This is a genomic window from Novosphingobium sp. (assembly GCF_036820275.1).
Lineage (GTDB): Bacteria > Pseudomonadota > Alphaproteobacteria > Sphingomonadales > Sphingomonadaceae > Novosphingobium.
In genome coordinates, this window is the sequence record NZ_DAISLT010000007.1 from 29251 (window position 1) to 41373 (window position 12123).

Annotated in this window: 7 protein-coding genes; 6 read left to right on the plus strand and 1 reads right to left on the minus strand. The window is 67.3% G+C overall.

Translation table 11 applies throughout. From position 1 onward, the window contains the following. Positions 1-13 precede the first annotated feature (13 nt). The 4 genes from V7066_RS07650 (at position 14) to V7066_RS07665 (ending at position 7452) form a co-directional block, all read left to right on the plus strand. Positions 14-2452: a hybrid sensor histidine kinase/response regulator gene (locus tag V7066_RS07650; protein ID WP_334182473.1), complete on the plus strand. Its 2439-nt coding sequence runs from the start codon at positions 14-16 to the stop codon at positions 2450-2452. A 97-nt stretch (positions 2453-2549) separates the two neighbouring features. Further along, on the plus strand, positions 2550-3626 hold the full coding sequence (gene recA / locus V7066_RS07655) for a recombinase RecA (protein ID WP_147218946.1): 1077 nt from the start codon (positions 2550-2552) through the stop codon (positions 3624-3626). 195 nt (positions 3627-3821) lie between these two features. Next, positions 3822-6494, plus strand: a complete 2673-nt coding sequence (alaS, locus tag V7066_RS07660) for an alanine--tRNA ligase (protein ID WP_334182474.1) — start codon at positions 3822-3824, stop codon at positions 6492-6494. Positions 6495-6519: 25 nt separating this feature from the next. Beyond that, on the plus strand, positions 6520-7452 hold the full coding sequence (locus tag V7066_RS07665; protein ID WP_334182597.1) for a glutaminase: 933 nt from the start codon (positions 6520-6522) through the stop codon (positions 7450-7452). A 3-nt stretch (positions 7453-7455) separates the two neighbouring features. On the opposite strand, the gene V7066_RS07670 is transcribed toward V7066_RS07665, so the two are convergent. After that, complete coding sequence (locus V7066_RS07670) at positions 7456-9237, minus strand: cation:proton antiporter domain-containing protein (RefSeq protein ID WP_334182475.1); 1782 nt, start codon at positions 9235-9237, stop codon at positions 7456-7458. A 157-nt stretch (positions 9238-9394) separates the two neighbouring features. Here V7066_RS07670 and V7066_RS07675 point away from each other — a divergent pair, with 157 nt between their 5' ends. After that, entirely contained in the window at positions 9395-10192 is a 798-nt protein-coding gene (locus V7066_RS07675) for an outer membrane protein assembly factor BamD (protein ID WP_334182476.1), read from the plus strand. A 70-nt stretch (positions 10193-10262) separates the two neighbouring features. Next, positions 10263-11924 (plus strand): DNA repair protein RecN, encoded by a 1662-nt coding sequence (recN, locus tag V7066_RS07680; protein ID WP_334182477.1) that lies wholly within the window; start codon positions 10263-10265, stop codon positions 11922-11924. The last annotated feature ends 199 nt before the right edge of the window (positions 11925-12123 follow it).

Sequence of the window (12123 nt, forward strand, 5' to 3'; positions counted from 1 at the left end):
AACGGGCGAAGTCATGACGACTGGTAAAATCGGCGGTCTTTCCGACACCGCCGTCGTCGGCATCGCATTGGTGCTCAGCGCCGCGCTGGTCTGGCTGGTGAGCGGTGACGGACTGCTTACCGCGATCCTCACCGGCACCTTGCTGGTCTTCGCGGGTCTCGCCTGGATGGTCGCCAATCGCCGGACCGAAGCCGCCGACGTGGAGTTCGCGCAGCCCGACTGGTCGGTTACCGTCGCGGCGATCGACCGCGCCGACAGTGCCATTGCCGTCACCGACCGCGCCGGGCGCCTCGCCTGCGCCAACGGCAGTTTCGAGCAGTGGTTCGGCACCGCCAATCCGCCGCCGCGCCTGCCGGTGGGCGATGCCGCGATGGAGCGCCTGACCGAAGCCGTCCGTGCCGCTTGGCGTGACGGGCATGCCCGTGCCGAAGTGCGTACCGAAGGCGATGCCGCCGCCGACTGGCGCGTGGAAATCCAGCGCTCGGGCCGGGGTGACGACTTTCTCGTCTGGCGCTTCCAGCCCGTCAACTCGGTCGATCTAGTAGGCGAGATGGTCCGCCAGATAGATGGAAAACTCGGAAAAGGCCTCGCGCGGGCAGGTATCTCGGCGGCGGTCGTCGATCCCGACGGCATGATCCGCGCGGCCAGCGCCGGTTTTTCCCAGCGCGCCACCGGCGACGCCTTGGCCGACATGACCGGCCTCGATTTCGTCTCGCTGATCAGCCAGGAGGAAGGCGAGCGCATCGGCTGGGCGCGCGATTCCGGGCGCGGCGGGCCGCTCGTGCTCTACCACGTCCCGATCGCCGATCCCGATGCGCCGGGCGAACCCGATCCCCATGTCACGCCGTCGCTGATGCTGGTGGTCGAGGCCGGGCAGGGCATCGGCGCGGGTGGCGGCGGCGGCACGGCTGCACCGCATCTGGAAGCGCTGATCAGCCAGTTGCCGCTCGGCCTGGCCATGGCCGACCGTGACGGGCGACTGCTGTTCGCCAATCCCGCTTTCATGCGTGCTGCCGGGCAGGAGGGCCAGCACCCGCCGAGCTATCCGACCGACCTCGTCGTTCGCGACGACAAGCGCGCGCTGTCCGAAGCGATCCGCCGCTTCGCCCAAGGCCCCGCCGCAGCAGGCGACATCGCCGTGCGGCTGACGACCCAGCCCGACGATCCGGTCTCGCTCAGCCTTGCGGGCGTGCGCGGTCTCGGCGAGGCGGCCGTGCTGCTCGGCCTCACCGATACTTCGGAGGAAACCCGGCTCAAGCGGCAGGTGGCGCAGGCCACCAAGATGCAGGCGGTGGGCCAGCTCGCGGGCGGCGTTGCGCACGATTTCAACAATGTGCTGACCGCGATCCTCGGCACCTGCGACCTCATGCTGATGCGCCACACGCCGGGCGATTCGGACTATGACGACATCCAGCAGATCCGCGCCAACTCCAACCGCGCCGCCTCGCTGACCCGCCAGCTCCTGGCTTTCTCGCGCCAGCAGACCCTGCGCCCCGAAGTGCTTCAGCTGCCCGACGTGGTAGCGGACGTTTCGCAGATGCTGCGCCGCCTGATCGGCGAGAAGATCCAGCTCGTCGTCACCCACGATCGCGACCTCGGCCCGGTCCGCGCCGATCCGACCCAGCTTGAGCAGGTGATCGTCAACCTCGCGGTGAACGCGCGCGACGCGATGCAGATGAAGGGCGACGGCGCCGGTACGCTCACGCTGGCCACCTGCCGCATCAGCAATACCGACGTGCGGGCGATGCGCAGCGAGATCATTCCGGCGGGCGACTATACCGCGCTGATCGTCGAGGATACCGGCGGCGGCATTCCGCCCGAACACCTCGGCAAGATCTTCGAGCCGTTCTTCACCACCAAGGAGCAGGGCAAGGGCACCGGCCTCGGCCTCTCGACCGTCTACGGTATCGTCAAGCAATCGGGCGGCTTCATCTTCGCGGAGAGCGAGGCGGGCCGGGGGACGCGCTTTGTCGTCTACCTGCCGGTTCACCACATCGCGCCCGGCACCGCGCCCGAACCCGCGCCGGTCGAGGAACCCGAGGTCGAGCCCAGCCAGTGGGCGGGCGGCGGCGCGATCCTGCTGGTCGAGGACGAGGACCCGGTGCGCATCGTCGCCGAACGCGCGCTCACCCGGCAGGGCTATCGGGTGACATGCGCGCGCGACGGCGAGGAAGGGCTGGAACTCGTGGAGGAGGGCGGCCGGTTCGACCTGGTGATCTCCGACGTGGTCATGCCCACGCTCGACGGCCCCGGCATGGCGCGTGAGATCCGCCGCATCGCCCCGGACCTGCCGGTGCTGTTCATGTCGGGCTATGCCGAGGAGCAGCTGCGCAAGGAAATCGGCATCGCCAACGCCTGGTTCATGCCCAAACCGTTCTCCGTGCAGCAGCTCTCGGAAAAAGTCGGGGATGTTCTGGCCCGTACCGCAGGCGGCGTTAAAAATAGGAAATAAGCCGCTGTTCCCCTCTTGTTCCATGAGAACAAAGAAGATACATAGCTTCCCACGACGTTGACCTTTCCGGTCAGGCCGGTAGCAAAGGGGAAGTGACATGGCTGCTCAGCTCAAGCTGATCCAGGAAGGCAAGGAAAAGGACAACATGGACCGTCAGAAGGCGCTCGAAGCCGCGCTTGCGCAGATCGACAAGGCGTTCGGCAAGGGCTCCGCGATGAAGCTGGGTTCGAAGGAAGCGATGCAGGTCGAGGCGATCTCCACCGGTTCGCTCGGGCTCGACATCGCGCTGGGGGTCGGTGGCCTGCCGCGCGGCCGCGTGATCGAAGTCTACGGACCGGAAAGCTCGGGCAAGACCACGCTCGCCCTCCACGTCATCGCCGAGGCGCAGAAGTCGGGCGGCACCGCCGCCTTCATCGACGCCGAGCACGCGCTCGACCCGGTCTATGCGAAGAAGCTGGGCGTCAATATCGACGAACTGATCGTCTCGCAGCCGGATACCGGTGAGCAGGCGCTGGAAATTACCGATACGCTGGTCCGTTCGAACGCGATCGACGTGCTGGTGGTGGACTCGGTCGCCGCGCTGGTTCCCCGCGCCGAAATCGAAGGCGAGATGGGCGACAGCCATGTCGGCCTCCAGGCCCGCTTGATGAGCCAGTCGCTCCGCAAGCTGACCGGCTCGATCAGCCGCTCGCGCTGCATGGTGATCTTCATCAACCAGCTGCGCATGAAGATCGGCGTCATGTACGGCAACCCCGAGACGACCACGGGCGGCAACGCGCTCAAGTTCTACGCCTCGGTCCGCCTCGACATTCGCCGCACCGGCCAGATCAAGGACCGCGACGATATCGTCGGCAACGCCACCCGCGTGAAGGTCGTGAAGAACAAGGTCGCGCCGCCGTTCAAGCAGGTCGAATTCGACATCATGTACGGCGAGGGCATTTCCAAGATCGGCGAGATCCTCGACCTCGGCGTCAAGGCCGGCATCGTCGAGAAGTCGGGCGCCTGGTTCAGCTACGATTCGATCCGCATTGGCCAGGGCCGTGAAAACGCGAAGACCTATCTGAAGACCAACCCCGAAATCTGCGACCGCCTCGAAAAGGCGATCCGCGCGCAGACCGCCGGGCTGGCTGAGGAAATGATGGTCGGCCCTTCCGCGGAAGACGACGTCGAATAAGTCCTGCGCATCCCCGCAGAACCAAGAAAACCCCGGCCCTGGTGCCGGGGTTTTTGTTTCGGGTTGCCGCAGAGTCCAAATTCGTGGCGCGCGTGCAACACTGCCGAAGCGGTAGCCGCTTATCGCGGGAACCGAACAGTCTGACCGCAGCAACCCGCTTGCCGCCGCCGCGTCGCTGGATTATCGGCGCCATCTATGCACACGACCAACGAAATCCGCCGGTCCTTCCTCGACTATTTCGCCAGCAATGGTCACGAGGCCGTTCAGTCTGCGCCGCTCGTTCCTTACAACGACCCGACGCTGATGTTCGTGAACGCCGGCATGGTGCCGTTCAAGAACGTGTTCACGGGTCTTGAAACGCCGTTCGCGCCGCGCGCCACGTCCTCGCAGAAGTGCGTCCGCGCCGGCGGCAAGCACAACGATCTCGACAACGTCGGCTATACCGCGCGCCACCACACCTTCTTCGAGATGCTGGGCAATTTCTCGTTCGGCGACTATTTCAAGGAACAGGCGATCACCCACGCCTGGACCCTGCTGACCAAGGAATGGGGCCTTCCGGTCGAGAAGCTGCTCGTCACCGTCTACCACACGGACGACGAGGCTTTCGACCTCTGGAAGAAGATCGCAGGTCTCCCGGAATCGAAGATCATCCGCATCCCCACGAAGGACAACTTCTGGGCGATGGGCGACGAAGGCCCGTGCGGTCCGTGTTCGGAAATCTTCTTCGACCACGGCGACCACATCTGGGGCGGCCCTCCGGGATCGCCGGAGGAAGACGGCGACCGCTTCATCGAAATCTGGAACCTCGTGTTCATGCAGTTCGAGCAGTCGGCGGGCGAGATCGTCGGCAATCTGCCGAAGCCCTCGATCGATACCGGCATGGGCCTCGAGCGCATCTCGGCCGTCATGCAGGGCGTGCATGACAACTACGACATCGACACCTTCAAGGCGCTGATCGCGGCGTCCGAAAGCCTGACCGGCGTTGCCGCCCAGGGCGAGCAGCGCGCCAGCCACCGCGTCATTGCCGATCACTTGCGCTCGACCAGCTTCCTGCTGGCCGACGGCGTGCTGCCGTCGAACGAGGGCCGCGGCTATGTTCTGCGCCGCATCATGCGCCGCGCCATGCGCCACGCCCACCTGCTCGGTGCGAAGGACCCGTTGATGCACCGTCTGGTGCCCGCGCTCGTCGCCGAGATGGGCCAGGCCTATCCGGAACTCGGCCGCGCCCAGCCGCTGATCGAGGAAACCCTGGAGCGCGAAGAAGTCCAGTTCCGCCGCACGCTCGCCAACGGCCTCAAGCTGCTGGACGAAGCCACCGGCGCCATGGGCGAGGGCGGTGAACTCCCCGGCGAGACCGCGTTCAAGCTCTACGATACTTACGGCTTCCCTTACGACCTTACCGAAGACGCGCTGCGTTCGCGCGGCATCGCCGTGGACCGTGCGGGCTTCGACGCCGCCATGGCCCAGCAGAAGGCCGCCGCCCGCGCCGCGTGGAAGGGCTCGGGCCAGGCTGCCGACAGCGAAGTCTGGTTCGACATCGCCGAGCGCGAAGGCGCCAGCGAGTTCACCGGCTATGCCTCGACCACCGGCGAAGGCCAGGTCGTGGCGCTGGTGAAGGACGGCAAGGAAGCCCAGTCCGCCGCCGCAGGTGAAGAGGTCGTGGTGCTGACCAACCAGACGCCGTTCTACGGCGAATCGGGTGGCCAGGAAGGCGATCGCGGCACGATCCTCGGCGCGAACGGCCTGAAGATCGTCGTTTCCGACACCGCCAAGCCGCTCGGCCGTCTCCACGCGATGAGCGGCACGGTCGAGGCGGGCACGATCAAGGTGGGCGATGCCGTCAACCTCACGGTCGATGTCGCGCGCCGCGACGCGGTGCGTGCCAACCACTCGGCCACGCACTTGCTGCACGCCGCGCTGCGGAACCGTCTGGGCGATCACGTCACCCAGAAGGGTTCGCTGGTCGCCGCCGAACGCCTGCGTTTCGACTTCTCGCACCCCAAGGCGCTCGAAGCAGAGGACATCGCGGCGATCGAAGCCGAAGTGAACGCGGAAATCCGCGCCAACGACCCGGTGCTTACCCGCCTGATGACGCCCGACGACGCGATCGAAGCCGGCGCCATGGCGCTGTTCGGCGAGAAGTACGGCGATGAAGTGCGCGTGCTCTCGATGGGGCGCAGCGCGAAGACGGAAAGCGGCGAGCGTAACTACTCGGTCGAGCTGTGCGGCGGCACCCACGTGCGCGCCACCGGTGACATCGGTGTGTTCCGCATCGTCTCCGAAAGCGCGGTCTCCTCGGGCGTTCGCCGCATCGAGGCGCTGACCGGCGAAGGCGCGCGTCAGTGGCTGGTGGCCCGCGAGGAAGCGCTCAAGGGTGCGGCCAGCGCGCTGCGCACCACGCCGGAAGACGTCGAGGCCCGCGTCACCGCGCTGCTCGACGAGCGCCGCAAGCTCGAACGCGAACTGGCCGAAGCCAAGAAGGCGCTTGCACTTTCGGGGGCCCTCGGCGGCGGCGGAGCCAAGGCCGAGAGCGCCGACGAGGACGTGAACGGCGTGAAGTTCTCAGGGCAAGTGCTTGAGGGTCTCGATCCCAAGGAACTGCGCGGGCTGCTCGACCAGGCCAAGCAGCGCATGGGTTCGGGCGTCGCGGCGATCGTCGCGGTGAACGAGGGCAAGGCGAGCATCGCCGCAGCCGTCACCGAAGACCTCACCGGCACGATCAGCGCCGTCGATCTCGTCCGCAAGGGCGTGGAGACGCTAGGCGGCAAGGGCGGCGGCGGCCGCGCCGACATGGCGCAGGGCGGCGGCCCCGACGGCGACAAGGCGGCGGACGCCATCGCTGCGGTCAAGGCCGTGCTCGCAGGGTGATCCCGGTCAGGCCGTGACCTCGCCGATGGGCTCTATCGCCGAGATCGTCACGGCCATCGCCGAGGAAATGCGCGAAGTCGGCAGCCGGGGAACGGTTGCCGACTACATCCCGCCGCTGGCAGCGGTGCCGCTCGACAAGTTCGGCATGGCAGTGGTCATGGCGGACGGCACCGTGCACACGGCGGGCGACGCGGAAGAACCGTTCTCGATCCAGTCGATCTCCAAGGTCTTCGCACTGACCCTGGCCCTCGGAGCCGTGGGCGACCAGCTATGGGAGCGGGTAGGGCGTGAGCCTTCGGGCAGCGCTTTCAACTCGATCGTCCAGCTGGAGACCGAGCACGGCATTCCCCGCAATCCCTTCATCAATGCCGGGGCCATCGTCGTGACCGACGTGCTGCTCGGCCGTCTGCAACCGCGCGAGGCGATCGGGCAGATGCTGCGCTTCGTGCGCGAACTGGCGGGCGACGACAGCATCGCCATCGACGAGATGGTCGCTGCCGCCGAACGCGAGACGGGTTTTCGCAACCGCGCGCTCGCCAACTACATGCGCGCCTTCGGCACCATCCACGGCGACGTCGAACTCGTGCTGGGCACGTATTTCCACTTCTGCGCGCTTGCCATGAGCTGCCGCCAACTGGCGCTCGCGGGGCGCTACCTGATGGACGGCGGGCGCTCTGACGGGCACCGCGTCATCAGCGAGAAGCGGGCGCGGCGCATCAATGCGCTGATGATGTCCTGCGGCCATTACGACAACTCAGGCGACTTCGCCTATCGCATCGGCCTGCCCGGAAAGTCGGGCGTGGGCGGCGGCATCCTGGCGGTGGCGCCGGGGATCGCCAGCGTGGCGGTATGGTCGCCTGGTCTCAACGAGAGCGGCAATTCCCGGCTCGGCCAGATGGCACTCGAACGGCTCGTCCAGCGCACCGGATGGTCGGTGTTCGAACCGCGTATCCCCTGATTCTCAAGCCTTTTCCGGTTCCCGCAACTGCCCCGACTTGAGCGCGGGTTTCTGCGAGAGGCCGCCCTGCTGCATGATCTGCTCGCGGAATTCGTCGCGCTTTTCGTGGATCGAGGCGATCACCGGGCCCATCGCCACGCCGATCTCGACCAGTGCGGCTTCCGAAAGCTGGAGCGAGCTTTCGAGCGTCTCCGGCACCGAATGCGTGGCCCCGGCGCGGTAGAGCACGGCGGCGTGTTCGGCGTCGCGGGCGCGGGCGATGATCGGCAGGTCGGGGAAGTCGGCGCGCAGCTTGCGGACGATGCGCTGGGCCGTCACCGGCTCGTCCATCGTCAGGATCACTGCCGCCGCGCCCGCCGCGCCGAAGCGCAGCATCGCATCGCCGCGACCGGCGTCTCCGAAGGCCACCGTATAGCCGTGGCGGCGTCCCTCGGTGACGAGGTCGGTGTTGCTGTCCACCGCGAGGTAGGGGCGCCCGTGACGGGCCAGCATGTCGGCGACGAGACGGCCGACGCGGCCGAAGCCGATGATCAGCACGCGCGGCTTGTCCGGCGCCTCGGCGGGCTGGTGCGGGGCTTCCACGCTATCCACCTGCCGGGCCAGCATCTTGCCGATCATCGACAGCAGCGGCGTGACGGTCAGCCCCAGAGCGGTGACGATCTGCCAGAACATCGCGGTGCCGGGCTGGATCAGCTGCGCCGCACCGGCGGCGCTCAGCACGATCAGCGTGGTCTCCGAAGGGCTGGACATCAGGATGCCGGTTTCGGTCGCGGTGCCGCGCCGGGCACCCATCATACGCAGCAGCAGGCCGGTGACCGTGGACTTCAGCAGAACCACGCCCACCGTCGCGATCAGGATGGAGGCAAGGTTCTCCCAGACGACGCGAAGATCGATGCTCATGCCGATGGTGATGAGGAACACCCCGAGCGCGAGGCCCTTGAACGGCTCGATGATCTGCTCGACTTCGGTGTGATATTCGGTCTCGGCGATGAGCAGTCCGGCGACGAGGGCACCGACGATCGGGGAGAGGCCGGTGGCGCCGGTCGCCAGCGAGGCGAGGATCACCACCAGCAGGCTGGCGGCGAGGAACAGTTCCGGGCTCTTGGTGCGCGCCGCCTGGGCGAAGAGCGGCGGCAGCAGGTAGCGGCCGAGCACCAGCAGGGCGGTGACCACCAAGGTGCCCCAGACGAGCGTATGGATCAGGCCGTCCACGCCCGCGCCCTTGGCATGGGGGGCGAGCGCGCCGAGCAGGAAGATGATCGGCACCAGCGCGATATCCTCGAACAGCAGCATCGCCAGTGCCGCGCGGCCGACCGGGGTGGTCGTGTCGGTCATCTTCAGGACCAGCGCGGTCGACGAGAGGGCCAGCGCGAGGCCGAGCGCCATGGCGCCGGAGAAGCCCTGTCCGATCGCCGCGAAGAAGAAGGTGAGGGCGCTGCCGGTCAGGATCAGTTCCAGCGACCCCAGCCCGAAGACGAATCTTCGCATCGCCCACAATCGGCCGAACGAGAGTTCGAGGCCGATCGAGAACAGCAGCAGGATGATGCCGAACTCGGCGAATATCTCCAGCCCGTCCGGGTCGGTTATGGTCACCCAGGACAGCCACGGCGTGTCGAACACCAGCCTGCCCAGCCCGAACGGGCCGACCAGCAGGCCGACGAGGATGAAGCCGATCACCGGAGTGATGCGGAATCGGTTGAACACGGGAATCACGATGCCAGCCGCGCCGAGGATCACGAGCGCGTCGGAGAGGACGGGAGAAGAGAGTGCGTTGCTGCCTGCCATTGTCTGCCGACTATGGCAGGCGCGGCGCGCGAGACAATGGCGAAGCCGCCCTATTCCCGAGTATTTCTGCCGAGGACGGGCGTGTCGTCGATGCTAAAGTGTATCCCCGCGCAACTTCACTTGGCGTTCAGCAAACCGCTGGCTATAGACCGGCCCCATGTTCGAACGTTCGCGCTTCAAGATCGCCCTCGCCGCCGCCGCTACCGGGGCGCTCGTATTGACCGCCGGATGTGCCGGGCGTGGAGGCGGCAACAAGGATACCGCCTATGTCGCGCGCGACGTGGACACGCTCTATGCCGCCGCGCAGGAACGCCTGAACCAGGGCCGTACCCGCCAGGCCGCCGCGCTGTTCGACGAAGTCGAGCGCCAGCACCCCTATTCGCCCTGGGCCCGCCGCGCCCAGTTGATGAGCGCCTTCAGCTACTACGCCGCGCGTGACTACACCAAGTCGATCCAGTCGGCGCAGCGCTTCCTCTCGATCCATCCGGGCAACAAGGACGCGCCTTACGCCTATTACCTGATCGCCATCTGCTACTACGAGCAGGTCAGCGACGTGACGCGCGACCAGAAGACCACCGAGCAGGCCAAGCAGGCGCTTACCGACGTGATGCGCCGCTATCCGAACTCGCCTTATGCCTCGGACGCCAAGCTCAAGATCGACCTCGTGAACGATCACCTCGCGGGCAAGGAAATGACCATCGGCCGCGCCTATGAGGCCAGCGGCAAGTGGCTGGCGGCAACGCTGCGCTTCCGCAACGTCGTCGACAATTTCCAGACCACCAGCCACGCGCCCGAAGCGCTGTTCCGCCTTGTCGAAGGCTACCTCGCACTCGGCGTTCCCGACGAAGCGCAGAAGGCGGCGGCCGTGCTGGAGCACAACTATCCGAACAGCAAGTGGTACGACCGCGCCTACAAGCTGATGGGCAAGTACGCGCCGAAGAACGTCACGGCCTGAGGTTGAGAAGAGAGGCGCGCGCAAACAGGCGTGACGGGCGGAACTTCTTTCGCTAGAACGGATCGCGAACATGCTGAACCGCCTCTCCATCCGCAATATCGTGCTGATCGAAGCGCTCGACCTGGATTTTGCCAGGGGCCTGGGCGTTCTCACGGGTGAAACCGGCGCGGGCAAGTCGATCCTGCTTGACGCGCTGGGCCTCGTCATCGGCAATCGCGCCGACAGCGGCCTCGTTCGTGCCGGGGAAGCCCGCGCTACCGTCACCGCCAGTTTCGAATTTCCGCAGCTTCCCGCCAATGTCCGCGCCGTGCTCGACGATGCCGATGTGGAGATCGAGCCGGGCGAGCCGCTGATCCTCAAGCGCCAGCTCAAGGCCGACGGCGGCAGCCGCGCCTTCCTCAACGACCAGCCTGTCGGCGTTGCCCTGCTGCGCGAGATCGCACCTGCGCTCGTCGAGATCCACGGCCAGCACGACGATCGCGGCCTCGTCAATGCCAAGGGCCACCGCGCGCTGCTCGACCGCTTCGCCGGGGGCGATGTCGCGGGCGTCGAGGCGGCGTGGAAGGCCTGGCGCACGGCCCAGCAGGCGCTCGACACCGCCCGCGCGCAAGTCGCCAAGGCGGCCGAGGACCAAGACCTGCTGCTGGCGCACCTTGCCGAACTCGATGCCCTCTCGCCGCTGGAAGGCGAGGAAGAGGAACTCGCCCAGGCCCGCGCGGGGATGCAGAAGGGCGAGAAGCTCTCGGACGATCTCGTCGCGCTCCAGCATCTCTGGACCGGCTCCGATTCGGCGCTGGCGACCTTGCGCGGGGCCTCGCGCCGGCTCGACCGGATCGCCGGGGAGCACCCCCTGCTGGCCGAGGCACTGGAAGCGCTCGACCGCGCCGTGATCGAGGCGAGCGAGGCGGAAGACCGGCTCGACCGTGCCGCCGAGGCGCTGGCCTTCGATCCCGACGAACTCGACCGGATCGAGACCCGCCTGTTCGACCTTCGCGCCGCCGCACGCAAGCAGGGCTGCCAGGTGGACGACTTGCCGGAAAAGATGCGCGAGATGCGCAGCGCGCTCGACGCCATCGAGGGCGGGGAGGGCCATGTCGCGGCCCTCGAACGCACCGCGCAGAAAGCCGCGCTGGTTTACCGCGAACAGGCCGAGGCGCTGCACGACCTTCGCCGCTCCGCCGCCAAGCGGCTCGACAAGGCGGTCGCCGCCGAACTCGCGCCGCTCAAGCTCGACGCCGCGCGGTTCCAGACTTCGGTGATCCGCCTGCCCGAGGAGCGCTGGAACGCGCAGGGCATGGACGCGGTCGAATTCCTCATCAGCACCAACCCCGGCGCGGACTTCGCACCCCTCGCCAAGATCGCCTCCGGCGGCGAACTCTCGCGCTTCATCCTCGCGCTCAAGGTAGCGCTGGCGGAAGAAGGCGGCGCGGCGACGGTGATCTTCGACGAGATCGACCGCGGTGTCGGCGGTGCGGTGGCCAGCGCGATCGGCGAGCGTCTGGCGCGGCTCGCTTCGGACGGGCAACTGCTCGCCGTGACCCACAGCCCGCAAGTCGCGGCGCGCGGGCGGCGGCACTACATGATCGCCAAGTCCAGCGAAGGCACCGTTACGCGGACCTCGGTGGCGCTGCTCGACGAGGGCGAGCGCAAGGAAGAGATCGCGCGGATGCTCTCCGGCGCGGAAGTGACCGCCGAGGCGCGGGCGCAGGCGGATCGGTTGCTGGAAGTTTAGAAGGGGGAAGACCCGGGGGATGATCCCCCGGACCCTCGGAATGTCAGCGCCGCGCGCCGCCTATCGGTCGTGCGCTCCTTGTGGCGCAGCCAATATGTCTCCCGACGCTGCCATGGGCGCGCAACGGACAGGCTGGGCATGACCTAGACGGTATTGGGGGTGCAGGGGGGCTATGCTCCCCTGCTTTTCCTTTTCCTCC

What these genes read in the sequence shown, in the direction of transcription:
- recA (WP_147218946.1), top strand. Translation starts at nt 2,550, where the DNA reads ATGGCTGCTCAGCTCAAGCTGATCCAGGAAGGCAAGGAAAAGGACAAC.
- V7066_RS07670 (WP_334182475.1), bottom strand. Translation starts at nt 9,237, where the DNA reads ATGGCAGGCAGCAACGCACTCTCTTCTCCCGTCCTCTCCGACGCGCTC.
- V7066_RS07665 (WP_334182597.1), top strand. Translation starts at nt 6,520, where the DNA reads ATGGGCTCTATCGCCGAGATCGTCACGGCCATCGCCGAGGAAATGCGC.
- alaS (WP_334182474.1), top strand. Translation starts at nt 3,822, where the DNA reads ATGCACACGACCAACGAAATCCGCCGGTCCTTCCTCGACTATTTCGCC.
- V7066_RS07675 (WP_334182476.1), top strand. Translation starts at nt 9,395, where the DNA reads ATGTTCGAACGTTCGCGCTTCAAGATCGCCCTCGCCGCCGCCGCTACC.
- V7066_RS07650 (WP_334182473.1), top strand. Translation starts at nt 14, where the DNA reads ATGACGACTGGTAAAATCGGCGGTCTTTCCGACACCGCCGTCGTCGGC.
- recN (WP_334182477.1), top strand. Translation starts at nt 10,263, where the DNA reads ATGCTGAACCGCCTCTCCATCCGCAATATCGTGCTGATCGAAGCGCTC.